Consider the following 16,055-nt stretch of genomic DNA (forward strand, 5'->3'; position numbering starts at 1 on the left):
ATGGAGTGCGAAGATTGATTCTGCAGACCTATAAGTGCTAATGTTTGATCTGTAGATCATAAAAAGGGCCTGACCATGACTGCCTCGCTGCAAACCGCCGAGTTCACCCGCGACCAATGCGTGGCGGGTCTGCGCACCGCCTTGCGCATTCTGGACAAATGGAATGCGTCGGGCGAGCAGGCCTGCAAAATCCTGCGCATCTCGCGCAGCACCTATAGCCGTGGCCGGCAGGGCGATGCCCAATGGTCGGTGAGCCTGGACATGGACCAGATGCATCGCATCAGCTTCGTTCTGAACATTCACGCGGCCTTGCGCACGATCTTCGATAACCCGGAAAACGTCTATGGCTTTGCCAACATGGAGAACGCCAACGCTTTCTTCAACGGCCGCAAACCGCTCGAGGTGATGGCCCAGGGCGATTTCATCTCACTCTACGAAACCTTTCGTCGAGTGGACGCCTTGCGTGGCGCGCAATGGTGACGGCCGCTCGATTGCCTGCCGTGGCCGGTGCTGCCGTGCAGGCTTATCGCCTGGTGAACTCGCGGTTTCCGCCCATCGCGCTGTTCGACGATGTCGCCGATGCCGATGAGTTCGACATGCTCTATCGACTCCAGGCGCTGACCAATCCCAGGCTGCAGAACGAGGTCGGCGCATTGCAGCTGATCCCCCTGGATCAGATTCCGTTCGGCATCGTGGGTTGTTCCTACGCCACGGCGCCGTTCACCCATGTGAATGCCGATGGCTCGCGCTTCAGTGATGGCAGCTATGGGGTGCTGTACCTGGCCGATACGGTGGAGACGGCGATTGCCGAAGTGCACCACCATCAGAACCGCTACTGGGCAAAGGTGGCCGGCTTGAACTACGAGCGTTTCGTCTTCCGCAGCCTGGTCTGCGCTTTCAATGATGCCGCTTGCCGCGATGCCACCGGGCTGTCGTTGCAAGACCCGGTCTACGCCCCGGACGACTACAGCGCCGCCAATGCGCTGGGTGCGCACGTTCGGCAATTGGGCGCCACGGGCTTGCTATACCACTCGGTACGCTCGCCGGGCAGCCATTGCTGGGCATTGATGACGCCCAGGCCTGTTGCCTCGATCATTCAGGCGGGGCACTACGAAATGATCTGGAACGGCGGGATCACCAGCGTCAACCGGATTTCCAATCCCTAGCGGCGTACCGTTCGCCCGTCATTGCACCCAGTCAGGTTGAACCCGTGCGGCGTCACCGGGCTCTGAACAGACACTGTTTTCAATCCCACGGGTGCCCCATGATCCAAATCAACAGCTACACCACCGTCAAACGTCGACCACGGGTACCGCACGACATATTCGCCCACTACTGGCGCGACGTGCATGGTCCGCTGTGCGCACGGCTGCCGGGATTGGGCCTGTACATCCAGCACCATCTTTCCCGCGAGCAGGATGCCCATCTGTGGCCGCTGGCCGAAGGTATCCAGGAAATCAGCGACTACGAGCTCGACGGCGGGGTAGAGATCGGTTTCCTGTCTGCGGCTGACCAGAAGCAGTTCCAGGACGCCAGCTCGCTGTTGTTCAGCGACGAACAGAACATGTTCGAGGAAACCCTGGCCTATGATCTGCCCGAAGGCTCGATCAATCTGGTCAACCGCACCGGCGACGAAGTCATGAATGGCCTGGATCAGGCCGATCGCATTCACCTGCACCTGAGCCCGCGCGGCACCCTGGAAAGCCTGCATCAGTACCTGCGCGACAAGCTGGGCCCGCTGCTGGCAGCCAGCGATGCGGTGCTCAAGGTGCGCCTGCACCTGTGTGCGCCCTTCGAGAACGATGGCATGCACCCACCGGCCCCGGATGTGGCGCATAAGGCGACACCGGTGCGGGCACAGCTGGCCGTGCTGGAGATCGCCTTCGTCAGCCCGCTGGCGCGTCGACGGTTTTACCAGAGTGACGAGTTCCAGCAATCGCAGGCCGAGCAGGCTCGGCATATTGCCCAGCTCAAGGCGTTCGCCGTGTCGGGGGTGTACACGTACGTCCATGACGGCAAGATCACCACGGCAGGCCTGCGGGGCAGCCGTGCCGCAGAATTGATCGATTACCTGGGCGCCACCAACCAGCTTACGTCGGATGTAAGCGCGTTGTTCGTACAGCATCCGAGCTGATAACCCGAACTCCGGATGCACGAAAGCTCCTCTTTAGCCCTATGCCAAGGAGGAGCTTTTTTTTTGCCTTACTTGTTGGCCAGGGCCGAGTAGCTGTTCATCAGGTTGCGGTAGTTGGGTATGCGCTGGGACAGCAGGTTGCCCAGGCCTTCGATATCGTTGCGCCAGTCACGGTGCAGCTCGCACGCCACCGAAAACCAGTTCATCAACTGTGCGCCCGCTGCCGACATCCGTGCCCAGGAAGCCTGCTGCACGGTGTGGTTGAAGGTGCCGGACGCATCGGTGACGACGAACACCTCGAAGCCTTCGGCCAGCGCCGACAGGGTCGGGAATGCGACGCACACATCGGTGACTACGCCTGCGATGATGATCTGCCGGCGGCCGGTGTCCTTGATGGCAGCGACGAAGTCTTCGTTGTCCCAGGCGTTGATCTGGCCGGGACGCGCAATGTAGGGCGCGTCCGGGAACATCTCCTTGAGCTCTGGCACCAGCGGCCCGTTCGGGCCTTGTTCGAAGCTGGTGGTGAGGATGATCGGCAGCTCGAAGAACTTGGCCAGGTCCGCCAGGGCCAGAACGTTGTTCTTGAACTCGTTCGGCGTGAAGTCCTGCACCAACGAAATCAAGCCGGTTTGATGGTCGACGAGCAGAACTACGGCATCGTCTTTGTTCAGGCGGTTGTAGGTCGTGTGGGTCATGGTCGGGTCCTCTCGGTTCGCTGGGGGTGTGTTGAAACTGAGGCTAGACTAGCTTCGACCCTGGGGAGGATAAATCGGGTGGACAGCGTTTCACTGTCCACTACCGGGTGACAATCAGCTGATCGAGCCATTCTCCGGGGCGGGGCTGGCTTCGCCCTTTTCGTTGATCAGCAACATGCTCTGTGGCGCCGACAGCGCTACGCCCATGGTGCGCAGGCGGTCAAGGATGGTGAACAGCAGGTCGCTGCGCGCCGTTCCCACCGAACGCGGGCTGTTGACGAAGCCGCTGACGCTGATCAGCAGGCCAGCGCTGGTCAGGTCCTTGAAGGTGACCGACGGAGCCGGCTCGGCCAGGACCGCTTCGTGCTCGGCATAGGCAGTCATCAACAGCTCGCGGATCTTCAGCACGTCGGTGTCCAGCGGCAGGGTGAGGGTGATGCCCACCACGCCCAGCGCGTTGCCCATGGTCACGTTGCGCACGTTCTGGGTAATGAACTGCGAATTGGGCACGATCACCGTCGAGCGGTCGCCCATTTGGATTTCCGTGGCGCGCACGTTGATGCGGCGGATATCCCCCTCCACGCCAGCCAGGCTGACCCAGTCGCCGACCTTGACCGGCCGCTCGGTGAGCAGGATCAACCCGGAGATGAAGTTCTGCACGATTGCCTGCAGGCCAAAGCCGATACCGACCGACAGCGCGCTGACCACCCAGGTCAGGTTGGTCAGGCTGATGCGCAGCGTCGACAGCACCGCGATACCCAACAGCACGAAGCCGATGTAGCCGACCAGGGTCACCAGCGAGGCGCGCATGCCGGCGTCCATGTTGGTTTCCGGCAGCAGGCGGTCACCCAGCCAGTTCTTCAGGACACGGATGCTGAACAGACCGCCGACCAGCAGCAGCACCGCAATGAGGATATCGCCCGGCACGATGTTGAAGGCGCCGAGGGATTTGCTGCCCACGTCCAGCCGGGCGAAGCTGGCCAGCAGTTCGCTGGGGTTCGATCCCGACGGCATGAAGGCCAGAATCAGCGCAACGCACAGCAGCAAGGTTCGGCCCACGCCGGCCAGCAGGGTACTGGCCTGGGCCTGATGCCGTGGCGACAGCCCGAGCATGGCGCCCAGGGCCTGGCCGCCGGACTGCTTGGGCGAGAGCAGGGTTTCGCAGATGTCGACGAAGAACACCGTCAACAGGTACGCGGTCGAGGTAACCAGGCTGATCCACAGCAACTTGACGGTCAGTACATAGGCCAGCGTCAGGTAACCGCTCAACAGCCCGAGCACGATGATGCCGATCCACACCGAGAGGATGAAAGGAATCAGGCCGACGAAGCCTGCGGTGCGCTCGAGAGTGAAGCGGCGACGCGTTTGGCGCACACGCACCAGGCCGTAGACGAAGATCGACGCCACCAGCAGCGCGGTCAGGCCGTTGACCGCGACCGACAGCGCCAGGCTGCTGGCGATCACGCTGTTGATCCGTTCGAAAGTGCCGGTGAACATCAAGGCCAGGGCGAGCACGGCTGGCAGGTTGCCAATGGCGCTGGCGATCGGGTCGGGAATGTTGGGCAGGCGCCAGGACGGGTTGGGCAGCATCAGCAGGGCGCGGCCCATGCCGACGATGAAGGCGCAGAACAGGATCAGCGTCTGCACCTGTTCGATCAGGTTCAACACATTGGCGCTGGGTTGCGAATGGCTGACGATGCCCCACTGCAGCAGCGAGGTCGCTGCGCTGATGGTCAGCACCGTGGTCAGCCCTGTGGCCATGGCCAGCGTACTGCGGCGCAACCGACCTTCGGGGAACCAGCGAATCATGGCCCGCACCAGCAGTCGCTCGATCAGCCGTCGGGCCACCACCCATATCAGCAGGGCGCCCAGCACGATCGTGATGAACGTGCCGCGCGAGCCGGGTGCCAGGGCGCTGTCGAAGACTTGAGAGACGTCCTGCCACAGGCTGCCCAGCTTTCTGACGTCGTCATCGGTGGGCTGGATCAGGCTGGACCAGAACGCGGAGCTCAAGGGGCTGGCGGACCGGGTGCTGATCTGGGTGTCCAGCAGGTTGCGCCGCAGGTTGAGGATCTGGATCGCCAGGTCACCGGCCGAGGTACTCAACGCCGTGGTATCGGCCTGGTCGGTGGTCAACGCCTTCTTCTGGTTGGCCAGCGTGCGGCGCTGGGCCGTCAGGGTCTGCGGCTCCTCCGGTTGCGCTGCGCCAAGCACGTTGAGCTGGTCATCCAGATGCCCCATGTCCACGCCCTGGCGAGCCAGCAACGCATCGGCCTGACGCTGCACCTGCAGCGCTGCCTGGCGCAGGCTGGCAAGCAGGTCATCGTTGGCGGCAGTCGAGACCTTCTGGCGAATCTGGTCGAGCTGGTCGCTGAGCTGTGCGGGTGTGGCCAGCACTTCGACCGGGGCGCTGGCGGTATTGGCCGGCGGTGCCGGGGCAGGCTCGGCATGGGCGGGCAGGGTGGCCCACAGGCACAGGGCCAGCAAGCCCATGCACCAACGGTTGATCATGGAATGCCGCATGTTCGGATTCTCTTTGAGCGGTTGCCAGCTCCGGCGAGCAACCAGGCGTAAAAATGATGAAGGCCTGAGCCATGGCAACAGGCATCGCCTGCGCTGGCGCCGGGCGAGGTTACAACAACTCGATGAGATTTACGCACGCGTCGTCCGCGAAAGAGTCACTGCCGGTCGTCGGATTCATCAAACCGTAACAAAAGCTGTGCACAGTTCCGTTGCCCTTTATCTCAGTGAGTTCCTTAGATGAAAAGTTTGATGAAGTCTGCCGCGCTCGCCGTTGCCGTTTCGCTCAGCGCCAGCTCCATGGCCTTCGCTGCCGAAAGCGTCCGGCTGACCGGCTCCGGCGCCAGCTTTCCGGCCCCGATCTACCTCACCTGGTTCAAGGACTTCAGCAAGAAAACCGCTGGCGTTACCGTTGACTACCAGTCCAAGGGTAGCGGTGCGGGCGTACAGGACTTTTTGAACAAGACCGTCGATTTCGCTGCCAGCGACTCGGCCATGAAAGATGAAGACATCGCCAAGGTTGCCGAAGGCGCGCAACTGCTGCCGATGACCGCGGGCGAGATCGTCCTGGCCTACAACCTGCCGGGCAGCCCCAAGGGCCTGAAACTGCCGCGTGAAGTCTACTCCAACATCTTCCTGGGCAAGATCACCAAGTGGAACGATCCGCAGATCGTCGCTGCCAACCCGGATCTGAAACTCACCGACATGCCGATCACCGTGGTCGTGCGCGCCGACTCCAGTGGCACCACCGCAGTGTTCACCAAGCACTTGGCAACCATCAACCCGGCGTTCAAGCAGACCCTGGGCGAGGGCAACACCGTCAACTGGCCTGCCAGTGACAAGTTCATCAAGTCGCCCAAGAACGACGGCGTGACCGCCACCGTTCGCCAGACCCCTGGCGCGATCGGCTACATCGAGTATGGCTTCGCCAAACTGGCCAAGGTCGACTTCGCCGAGCTGCAGAACAAGGCCGGCAAGTACGTGGTACCGAATGCCGAAAGCGGCGCCGAAGCCCTCGCTGCGGTGAAGATGCCGGAAAACCTGGTGGCCTGGCTGCCGGATCCAGAAGGTGAGAAGTCCTACCCGATCACCACCTACACCTGGATGATCTTCCGCAAGCAGAACGAAGATCCCGCCAAGGCCAAGGCCATGCGCGACATGATCGAGTACAGCCTGACCGAAGGCCAGAAGATCGCCGATTCGATGGGCTACATCCCGTTGCCGCCGTCGGTCGTCGAGCAGGTTCGCAAAGCCAGCGCCAACATCCAGTGACATGCGCAAGACCTCTCCCTTCCAGGCGTCGCCGCCGGGTCGGGCGGGGTCTACTTCCACACCCCGGAATTAATCAATGAACAGCCCTTTCGTTGTACCGGATAACCCGGACTCAGCCTGCCAGCCGCCTTCGACGAAGGACTTTCTGGTCGATCGCACGTTCCGTGCGCTTGCGCGCGTCGGTGTGGTGCTGATTCTGGCCGTGGTATTTGCCCTGGTATTCGAAGTAGGGCGCAAGGCACTGCCCGGCATGGAAAAACACGGCTTCGACGTGCTGTTCGGCACCGTGTGGGATGTCAACCAAGGCAAGTACGGCATTCTCCCGGCCATCTGGGGCACGCTGTACAGCGCCTTGATCGCCCTGGTCATCGCCGGTTTCTTCGGCATCAGCATGGCGATCTTCCTGACCCAGGATTTCCTGCCTGCCAAGCTGGCGGCGGTATTCCGCACAATCGTCGAACTGCTCGCGGCCATTCCAAGCGTCGTCTACGGCCTGTGGGGCATCTATGTAGTCATCCCGGCGATTCGCCCGCTGACCACCTGGCTGCACACCGAACTGAGCTGGATTCCCTTTTTCGGCACATCACTGAGCGGGCCCGGGCTGCTGCCAGCTGCGCTGGTGCTGGCCATCATGATTCTGCCGACCATCGCTGCGGTGTCCCAGGACGCCCTGACCGCCGTGCCGATGAAAACCAAGCAAGCCGCCTACGGCATGGGTACTACCCACTGGGAAGCGATCCTGAAGGTCATGGTGCCCTCGGCGGCAACCGGTATCTTCGGTTCGCTGGTACTGGGCCTGGGTCGAGCCCTGGGTGAAACCATGGCCCTGGCCATGCTGGTGGGCAACGCCAACAACATCTCGCTGTCGCTGTTCGCTCCGGCCAACACCCTGGCAGCGCTGTTGGCACTGAACTTCCCGGAGGCCGGGCCCAGCGAGATCGAAGTGCTGATGTACGCGGCACTGGTGTTGATGCTGATCACCCTTATCGTCAACCTCATCGGCTCCATGCTCATGGTCTACGCGCAACGGGGTAGCAAATAATGACAAGCCTGAGTACGCCTACCGCCGCGTTGCCCAGCCTGCAGCGCAAGTTCGAAGGCCGCGCCCTGCGCAGCCTGGTATTGACCACACTGGTCTGGAGCGGCGCGCTGATCGCCAGCGTGCCCCTGCTGTCGGTGCTGTACATGTTGATCACCCGTGGCGGCGCGCGCCTGAGCCTGGAAGTGTTCACCGAGCTGCCACCGACCGGTTTCGAAACCGGCGGCGGCTTCGGCAACGCCATGGCCGGCACCTTCGTGATGGTCGGTATCGCGGCGGCGATCGCGGTACCTGTCGGCATCATGGCAGCGGTGTTCCTCGCCGAGCTGGGGCCCGACAGCAAACTGGCCAACGCCGCGCGATTCGCGGCGAAGATGCTCACCGGCCTGCCGTCGATTCTGGCCGGGGTGTTCGCCTATGCGCTGGTGGTGATGACTACCGGTACCTATTCCGCGCCTGCGGGCGGGGTGGCCCTGGCCGTGCTGATGCTGCCGATCGTGGTGCTGACCGCCGAGGAGTCCATGAAGATGGTGCCCAAGGTGATGAAGGACGCCGCCTATGGCATGGGTTGTACGCGCTCGCAGGTGATCTGGAAGATCATCCTGCCCACCGGCATGCCGGCGATCCTCACCGGGGTCATGCTCGCCGTGGCACGGGCTGCGGGCGAAACCGCTCCGCTGTTGTTCACCGCGCTGTTCAGCAACTACTGGATCTACCACGAAGGCAACCTGGCGGTGATGAACCCCACCGCGTCGCTGGCCGTGCTGATCTACAACTTTTCCGGCATGCCCTTCGACAACCAGTTGGAGCTCGCCTGGGCGGCCTCCCTCGTGTTGGTGATGATCGTGCTGTTTGTGAACATTGTCAGTCGTGTTTTCGGCAAGCCCAAGTTCTGAGAATGGGAGCACCTATATTGTGAGTGTACTATCCGTGCAAAAAGCCGTCCCGTTCGCGACCCAGGCACCTGTGGTCATGGACTGCAAGCTCGACAAGATTTTCTACGGCAACTTCATGGCCGTGCGCGACAGCCACGTACCGATCGAGAAGAACAAGATCACCGGCTTCATCGGTCCCTCGGGTTGTGGCAAGAGCACCGTGCTGCGCAGCCTGAACCGCATGAACGACCTGGTGAAGGGCTTCCGTTTCGAAGGCCACGTGCATTTCCTCGGCCAGGACGTGTATGGCAAGGGCGTGGATCCGGTGGTGGTGCGCCGTTACATCGGCATGGTCTTCCAGCAGCCCAACCCGTTTTCCATGAGCATTTTCGACAACGTCGCCTTCGGTCTGCGTCTGAACCGCTACAAGGGCGACCTGGGTGATCGGGTCAAGCATGCGCTGCAGGGCGCGGCGCTGTGGGACGAGGTCAAGGACAAGCTCAAGGTCAGCGGCCTGTCGCTGTCCGGCGGCCAGCAGCAACGCCTGTGCATCGCCCGCGCGATTGCCACGGAGCCTGAAGTGCTGCTGCTCGACGAACCCTGCTCGGCCCTCGATCCGATCGCCACGCGCCGCGTCGAAGAGCTGATGGTGGAGCTCAAGAAGGACTACACCATCGCGCTGGTAACCCATAACATGCAGCAGGCAATACGCGTCGCCGACACCACCGCGTTCTTTTCGGTGGACATTTCCCAGGGGACCCGCACCGGTTACCTGGTGGAGATGGGCCCGACCGCGCAGATCTTCGAGAACCCGCGCGAACAGATGACTGGCGACTACATCAGCGGCAAGTTCAGCTAGACAACGGCAGGATGCCGTTTCACCCATCGAGTCCAGGAACATTCATGTCTGCAACGCGTCGTCTTGATCTGCCCGCCATCGAAGTAGCCCTGCGCGAAGTGCAGGGCCGCTTTGCCGAGCTCAGCGAGCACTTCACCGAGCAGCGTGATCCGTTGACGGACGAAGTGGTGGAGAACGTCCTGGCCGGCTATGCCCTGGTCGACGAATACGTGGCAGCAGGGGTTGACCTGTTCGACCTGCAACAGGTGAACCTGATGCTGGAAATCAATGCCACCGTGCTGTGCGGGCGTGATCCGGCGCGGCGTGTGGAGTTTGCCCAGCATCTGGCCGCCACCGAAGAGCATTTCTTCAACAACACCGAAGGTGGCATCAAGGATCTGTACAACTGGTACTGCACGTACCGCAGCGAGTCGGTGTGGAAGCGCGCCGCCGGCGTCTACGTGCGCATCCTCAGCAAGCCGCAGCTGTTCATCGAAGGCAACAATCGCACCGGTTCGCTGATCGTCAGCTATCTGCTGATCCGCGCCGGGCTTCCGCCTTTCGTGCTGTCGTTGGATAATGCGCAGGGTTATTTCAACCCTTCGTCGGTGATCCGCAACTCCGCCAAGCATGGCGTCAAGGCGCTCTACGAATTGCCCAAGATCAAGAAGAAATACGCCGCCTTCCTCGAAGAGCAGGCACCGGACCCGAAGAAGTTCTTCCTCAGCCACAAGCAGCTGGCCATGCACGAGGGCAGGGGCCGATGAATCAGACACACCGCGCTGACGGATGCGACCGCAGCGCTTCAACCCAAACGTCGCCCAATCCGATGTGGCAAGCGATCACAGGTCTCAATCCGATGAATCCGTTCAACCGTCCGCGCGTGCGTATCTCGTTCGACATCGACGACACCCTGGCCTGCCTGCCCCATCACAGCGAAGCCGAACAGACCTGGCTGCCGGCCTTCGTGCACCGCTGGCTGGGCGAGCCGCTGCGCATCGGTACCCGCTCGCTGACGCGGGAACTGCGTCGTCAGGGCTGCAGCATCTGGGTGTATACCTCTTCCGGGCGCACACCGGCCTATATCAAGCGCTGGCTGTTGCTGCACGGTATCCGCGTGGACGGCGTGGTCAACAGCGAAGTCCACAGCCGCGCCCTGGCCAGCCATGGCATGAGCCTCTCGCCTTCGAAGTTTCCGCCGGCCTTCGACATCGACCTGCACGTCGACGACTCCGAGGGCGTGCAGAGCGAAGGCCACGAGCATGGTTTTCGCGTGGTCGTGGTGCGCCCGGATGACCAGAGCTGGACGCACCGCGTGCTCGAGGCGGTAGCCACGGTCCAGGCGCAGCTGGCGCGACAGCAGACGCTGCGCCACAAACAGCCGGTGGGGCAGATTTCCCAAGCCTACTCCTGAGCTATTCCAGCGCCGCAACCTGGCGCTAGGCAGATGCATCCTGGGACCCGCACAGACGGGTCACCGCGAATGCATCCGGGTCCAGGTCCTGGTACTTCTTCATGCGCCGCCACAGCGTGGTGGTACTGATCTGCAACAAGCGGGCGGCCTGTTCGCGGTTGCCCCGCACGCTGTGCAACGCCTCGAGCAGGACCTGCCGTTCGCTGCGGTTCAGCGTCGGCGGTGCTTGAGGTAGGGGCTGGGCGGGCGAAGGCAGGTCTACCAGCGCTTCTTCCACCCACGCCCCGTTCATTTCGCGGCCCTGGCCCATGACCGCCAGGCGCTCGACGATGTTGCCCAGCTGGCGAATGTTGCCTGGCCACTCATGCTCGCTAAGGCGCGCCAGCAGGGCTGCTCCAGGAACGGCGGCTGGCATGCCGAAGCTGACCAGCAAGTGGGCCACCAGTTCGGGAATGTCCTGGCGCCGTTCGCGCAGGGCAGGCAGCTGCAGCTTGAGTACGCAGATGCGGTAGAAGAAATCCTCGCGGAACAGCCCCTGCGCCACCAACTGCGGCAAGCGCTTGTTGCTGGCCGTAATGATGCGAATGTCCACGGGCGTGACCTTGTCGTCGCCGATACGCACTACCTTGCGCTCCTGCAGCGTGCGCAACAGCTTGAGCTGGATTTCCGCCGAGGTTTCGCTGATCTCGTCGAGAAAGATCGTCCCGGTGTGGGCCAGCTCGAATACCCCGGCCTTGCCCTCGGTCAAGGCGCCGGTGAACGCCCCCTTCACGTAGCCGAACAGCTCGCTCTCCAGCACGCCGGGGGCGAAGGCGGCGCAGTTGATCGCCACGAACGGGCCATGGCGCCGCTTCGAGGCGTTGTGGATACTCTGGGCGAACAACTCCTTGCCGGTACCGGTTTCGCCTTCGATCATTACCGTACTGTCCACCGCAGCGAAGGTCTGCGCCAGGCGCTTGGCCTTGGCCAGTGCCGGGCTGCTGCCGATGATCGATGCGAAGGTATTCTCGGCCACGTGCTGGCGCGCCAGCTGACGGCGCATCTTCTGCTCGATGGCCTTGATTTCGGTCTGCTTCTGCAGGGTCGCGACGGCGCCGATCACCTGGTCGCCCAAGGTGATCGGCGCGATGCTCAGGGTCAGTGACAGGCGCCCCAGGTTGATCAAGGCACCGCGCACCGCTTCGGCCTTGCCCAGCACACGGCCGAAGTAGTCCTGCGCCAGCAGGCCGGCCACATTGTCGCCACAACGCACGCTGCCCAGGTAGTGGGTGGCAACGCTGTTCATGTTGGTAATCACGCCGTGGCTGTCGATGCTGAAGATGCCTTCGGAGACACAGTCGAGGATGGACCGGATCATCTCGTAGCGTCCCTGCAGCTCCAGACGCTTGTGCAGTCGTTCCTGCTCGATGCGCAGCAGGTGCAGGGCTTCGTCGATGGCATCGAAGGCGGCGTCGGCATCGGCGTCGGACATGATGTAGTGCAGGCCGCGAGCTTTGACGGCCTGCTCCAGGGACAAGCCGCCGATAGCCACCTCGATACCCTGTTCCTGCAAGCGGTCCAGTTGCGCGTCGGTGCTTTGCGCGCTGCCGAAAGGGTCGATCGGGCAGATGGTCACCGCTGGCATGAACGGGCTTGCCTTCGCAAGGATCGCAGCATAGCCGTCGGAGGTGGCCAGGAAGGCGATGCGGTCCGACACCACCAAGGCTTTATGGTAGGCATTGATGCAGTCGAAGAACGTATGGCGCACCTCCACGATCGGTACCTGAAAGTGCTCGCGCAGCACGCTGGCGGTCTTGCCACGGCTGATCAGGACGCTGGCACCTTCGTCGATCACCCGTTGCGCCATCAGTACCGCCTGATGTTGCGCGGCTTCCACCACGGCCACGTGCAGTCCACGTTTCTCCAGCACCTGATTCATCACCGCGGTAAGGGTCGTGGACGGAGAGATGACAGCCAGTTTGCCGAGCATGGAATCGCTCCTGGTGGATGGGCAGTTGTTGGAGCGTAGTCATTGCACGCTAAAGGCTGATGAAAGGTTTTGCAATGAAATGCAATGCTGCTGCAATGCAATCGTTAAACCGTTCTGGTGCTTTGTTGCTGCAAGTCATTGATTGAAAAGTGTAAAAGAGTTCTCTTCGGAAATTGGCACAGGCCTTGCTCAAACCTAATCAATAACAATACAAACAAGGAACACGCTGATGGAACTGCTTTTCATCGGGTTTGGCGAAGCGGCCTACCACCTTGCCACCGGTTTGCGCACTCAGGGCGATCTGCAGATTGGCGCCTTCGACGCCCAGGCAGATGACCCCCAGCGCGGCGCGACGATCCGCCAGCGCGCCGAGCACGCTCGCGTAACACTCTTCGATTCGCTGGAAAGCGCCTGCCAGGGCGCACGTTTCGTGGCCTGCCTGACCAGTGCCAGCAGCGCACTGGCCGTGGCCGAGCGCGTGTTGCCGCTGCTGTTGGCCGGGCAGACCTATGTCGACATGAACTCGGCCGCGCCCACCGTCAAGCAAGCCATCGCCGCGCTGCCCAAGGCCCCCGGCGTGACCTTCTGCGACGCTGCAGTGATGGGCACGGTGCCTGGCAACAACCATCGCGTACCCATGCTGCTGGCCGGCGAGGGTGCACGTGCGTTCGCCGACGCGTTCACTCCCTATGGCATGCAACTGACCGTGCTGGACGCCGAGGCCGGCGCCGCGTCGGCGCTCAAGATGCTCAAAAGCGTGGTGATGAAAGGCCTGCCGCAACTGCTGCTCGAAGCCTTCCAGGCAGGGGAGAAGTTCGGAGTGCTCGACACGCTGGTCGATTCCCTCGGCGAATCGCTCAACGGCAAGACCGTCGAGCAACTGGCCAACACCTTCACTGCGCGCACGCTGATCCACGCCAAACGGCGCAGCGCCGAGATGGACGACGTGGTCACCACCCTCGAAGACGCCGGGGTCGACGCCACCATGTCCAGGGCCAGCCACCAGCAGCTGGAAAAGCTCGCCGCCACCGACTGGCAAACCCTGCTGGGCGCCGATGGCAGCGATCTCGGTTACCGCGACGCCATTCGCCAGATGGTCAAACACTCCTGAGGAAGACGCCATGAATACCGAACACTACCTGCCCCTGCCCGAGCTGATTCCCCAGGACCTGCTCGACCGATTCCGCAAGCTCAGCCCCGCACAGCTGTGCGATGGCATGGCCAAGCTCGGCATTGCCCGCAACGGCGCCATGGACGCCGATCTGATGCCGCTGGACGACCGCAAGGTCATGCTCGGCACCGCCTACACCGTGGACACCGAAGATGGCGACAACTTTCCGATCCACGTGGCGGTGTACCAGGGGCAGCCTGGCTATGTTCTGGTGGTCGCTGGCAAGGGTTATCCCGGGCGTGCGTACATCGGTGATCTGATGGCGGGGGCGGCGCAGGCCGTTGGCCTTGCCGGGCTGGTCATCGATGGTTGCGTGCGTGACAAGCTGCCGCTGGCCGAGCTCGACATTCCTGTGTATGCCAAGGGTTTCATGCAGCGCAGCCCCGGCAAGCAGGGGCCAGGCAAGATCAACACCACTGTTACCTGCGCCGGTGTGGAGGTGGCCGCCGGTGACCTGGTGTTCGGTGACTACGACGGTGTCACCGTGGTACCGCGCGCGCGGCTGCTGGAAGTGCTGGAAGCGTCGGAAAAGAAAAGCATCTATGAAGAACAGCGTCGCGAGGTGATCGACCAGTACGTCCGCTGCCGCGACAACGGCGAGCCACTGCCGGAGCTGGCCCCTGACTGGGTCACCCGGTTGCTGCAGGGCCAGTAGGGCCCCGCAGGCTCGGTGGCCAAGACCGAGCCTGCGCAACAGACGCTGCCTCTCTCGATAAAAATAATATGTGGAGACGTTCGGATGCTGACCATTCTGGGCTATACGTTGATCACCTCGTTCCTGCTGCTGGTGATCAAGCAAAAACTTTCGCCCTTTACCGGCCTGATCGTGGTTTCGCTGGCGGTCGGCGTGCTGGTGTGCCTGCTCAGCGGCGTGCCGCTGGACATGATCATCAAGTGGATCAAGGAAGGCCTGTTCTATTCCCAGGGAGCGGACGGCAAGATCTCCCTGGGAACGGTGAACCCCACGGTGATGATTCTTTTCGCGGTGCTGTACTTCAGCCTGATGATGAACGTGGGGCTGTTCGATCCGTTGTGTACCTACCTGATCCGCAAGGCCAACGGCGACCCGCTGAAGATCATTCTGGTGACCGCTTTCACCTCGTCGGTAGTGACCCTGGATGGCGACGGCACCACCACCATCCTGATCATCACCACCGCCTTTCTGCCCTTGTACAAACAGATGGGCATGAAGCTGTCCAACCTGGCCATGCTGATCATCCTGCCTTGCGGGCTGGGCAATTGCCTGCCGTGGGGTGGGCCGCTGGCGCGCGCAGCCGCAGTGCTCAACCTTGAGGTGAACACGCTGTTCGTGGCGATCCTGCCGATTCTCGGGGTGTCGTTCATCTATGTGTTCGGCATGGCGTACCTGATGGGCATCAAGGAGCGCAAGCGCCTGGGCTTCGTCGCCGGCGAGAAAGTCATCGTTACCCCGCAACAGATTGCCGAGATGGTCACGGTCATCGAAGACCACGACAAAGAGCTCAAGCGGCCCAAGCTGTTTCTCTTCAACCTGGCGTTGACGGTGGGCATGCTGGTGATCCTGATCGCCGGCTGGGCCAGTGGCGCGGTGGTGTTCATGCTGGGCACGGCGCTGGCGCTGACCGTCAACTACACCGCGGTGGAACAGCGTGAGCGGATCACTGCCAATGGCGGCGATGCGGTGGCAGTGGCTTCGATCATTCTGGCGGCAGGGTGTTTTCTTGGGATCTTCAATGGCAGCGGCATGGCGGGTGCGGTGGCCGAGCACATGGCCAGCCTGATTCCCGAGTCGATGGGCAGCCATACGGCGTTGATCTTTGCGTTCCTCGGCGCCCTGGCCTGCTATGCGTTGCCGGTGGACGCCTATTACTTCGGTATCCTGCCGGTGGTCGCGCCCATTGCCTACAGCTTCGGCATCACGCCCACTGAAATCGGCGTCGCCTCGTTCATGGGCCAGGCGCTGCGCTACGCCAGCCCTACGGTGGCCTGGCTGTTCCTGCTGATGAACCGCACCGAAATGACCTTCGGCGAATACCAGAAGGAGTTCTTCAAGTGGTCGTTGCCGATGTTCGGGATCTTCCTGGTCACGGCCATCGTCACCGGTCAATTGCCAATCGGTTGAGGCTGCCCATGGACGTTCACCGCGCCG

Annotated in this window: 15 protein-coding genes; 12 read left to right on the forward strand and 3 right to left on the reverse strand. The window is 62.3% G+C overall.

What is annotated here, in order from left to right; translation table 11 throughout:
• Positions 1–75: 75 nt before the first annotated feature.
• The 3 genes from IFT76_RS00095 to IFT76_RS00105 all read left to right on the forward strand — a co-directional run bounded on the left by IFT76_RS00095 (position 76) and on the right by IFT76_RS00105 (position 2,134).
• Positions 76–480 (forward strand): antitoxin Xre-like helix-turn-helix domain-containing protein, encoded by a 405-nt coding sequence (locus IFT76_RS00095; RefSeq protein ID WP_122715433.1) that lies wholly within the window; start codon positions 76–78, stop codon positions 478–480.
• Entirely contained in the window at positions 474–1,166 is a 693-nt protein-coding gene (locus tag IFT76_RS00100) for an RES family NAD+ phosphorylase (RefSeq protein WP_192057043.1), read from the forward strand. Before IFT76_RS00095 ends, IFT76_RS00100 begins: the two co-directional genes overlap by 7 nt.
• A gap of 98 nt (positions 1,167–1,264) precedes the next feature.
• Positions 1,265–2,134, forward strand: a complete 870-nt coding sequence (locus IFT76_RS00105) for an EthD domain-containing protein (protein ID WP_192057044.1) — start codon at positions 1,265–1,267, stop codon at positions 2,132–2,134.
• A 68-nt stretch (positions 2,135–2,202) separates the two neighbouring features.
• Here IFT76_RS00105 and ycaC read toward each other — a convergent pair whose 3' ends face one another.
• Complete coding sequence (gene ycaC / locus IFT76_RS00110; protein ID WP_192057045.1) at positions 2,203–2,829, reverse strand: isochorismate family cysteine hydrolase YcaC; 627 nt, start codon at positions 2,827–2,829, stop codon at positions 2,203–2,205.
• A 114-nt stretch (positions 2,830–2,943) separates the two neighbouring features.
• Positions 2,944–5,352, reverse strand: a complete 2,409-nt coding sequence (locus tag IFT76_RS00115) for a DUF3772 domain-containing protein (RefSeq protein ID WP_192057046.1) — start codon at positions 5,350–5,352, stop codon at positions 2,944–2,946.
• A gap of 237 nt (positions 5,353–5,589) precedes the next feature.
• Here IFT76_RS00115 and pstS point away from each other — a divergent pair, with 237 nt between their 5' ends.
• From pstS to IFT76_RS00145, 6 genes are all read left to right on the forward strand, one after another.
• Entirely contained in the window at positions 5,590–6,621 is a 1,032-nt protein-coding gene (gene pstS / locus IFT76_RS00120; RefSeq protein ID WP_122477972.1) for a phosphate ABC transporter substrate-binding protein PstS, read from the forward strand.
• A 76-nt stretch (positions 6,622–6,697) separates the two neighbouring features.
• Complete coding sequence (pstC, locus tag IFT76_RS00125; RefSeq protein WP_122477973.1) at positions 6,698–7,663, forward strand: phosphate ABC transporter permease subunit PstC; 966 nt, start codon at positions 6,698–6,700, stop codon at positions 7,661–7,663.
• Positions 7,663–8,556 (forward strand): phosphate ABC transporter permease PstA, encoded by an 894-nt coding sequence (gene pstA, locus IFT76_RS00130; protein WP_122477974.1) that lies wholly within the window; start codon positions 7,663–7,665, stop codon positions 8,554–8,556. Before pstC ends, pstA begins: the two co-directional genes overlap by 1 nt.
• A gap of 76 nt (positions 8,557–8,632) precedes the next feature.
• Positions 8,633–9,394, forward strand: coding sequence for a phosphate ABC transporter ATP-binding protein PstB (gene pstB, locus IFT76_RS00135; RefSeq protein ID WP_010210300.1), 762 nt, complete (start codon positions 8,633–8,635; stop codon positions 9,392–9,394).
• A 44-nt stretch (positions 9,395–9,438) separates the two neighbouring features.
• Positions 9,439–10,140 (forward strand): hypothetical protein, encoded by a 702-nt coding sequence (locus tag IFT76_RS00140; protein ID WP_185793303.1) that lies wholly within the window; start codon positions 9,439–9,441, stop codon positions 10,138–10,140.
• Positions 10,141–10,232: 92 nt separating this feature from the next.
• The gene (locus IFT76_RS00145) at positions 10,233–10,787 is read left to right on the forward strand and encodes a hypothetical protein (protein WP_244647846.1); all 555 of its coding nucleotides are present in this window, start codon (positions 10,233–10,235) and stop codon (positions 10,785–10,787) included.
• Positions 10,788–10,812: 25 nt separating this feature from the next.
• Here IFT76_RS00145 and IFT76_RS00150 read toward each other — a convergent pair whose 3' ends face one another.
• Positions 10,813–12,756, reverse strand: coding sequence for a sigma 54-interacting transcriptional regulator (locus IFT76_RS00150; RefSeq protein ID WP_192057047.1), 1,944 nt, complete (start codon positions 12,754–12,756; stop codon positions 10,813–10,815).
• A 229-nt stretch (positions 12,757–12,985) separates the two neighbouring features.
• Here IFT76_RS00150 and IFT76_RS00155 point away from each other — a divergent pair, with 229 nt between their 5' ends.
• The 3 genes from IFT76_RS00155 (at position 12,986) to IFT76_RS00165 (ending at position 16,028) form a co-directional block, all read left to right on the forward strand.
• Entirely contained in the window at positions 12,986–13,867 is an 882-nt protein-coding gene (locus tag IFT76_RS00155; RefSeq protein WP_192057048.1) for a DUF1932 domain-containing protein, read from the forward strand.
• Between the two features lie 10 nt (positions 13,868–13,877).
• Positions 13,878–14,582 carry an RraA family protein gene (locus tag IFT76_RS00160; RefSeq protein WP_192057049.1) on the forward strand — a complete coding sequence of 235 codons (705 nt, stop codon included), beginning with the start codon at positions 13,878–13,880 and terminating at the stop codon, positions 14,580–14,582.
• An 84-nt stretch (positions 14,583–14,666) separates the two neighbouring features.
• On the forward strand, positions 14,667–16,028 hold the full coding sequence (locus IFT76_RS00165; protein ID WP_192057050.1) for a CitMHS family transporter: 1,362 nt from the start codon (positions 14,667–14,669) through the stop codon (positions 16,026–16,028).
• The last annotated feature ends 27 nt before the right edge of the window (positions 16,029–16,055 follow it).

This window comes from Pseudomonas sp. CFBP 13727 (assembly GCF_014841915.1).
Classification (GTDB): Bacteria; Pseudomonadota; Gammaproteobacteria; order Pseudomonadales; family Pseudomonadaceae; genus Aquipseudomonas; species Aquipseudomonas baltica.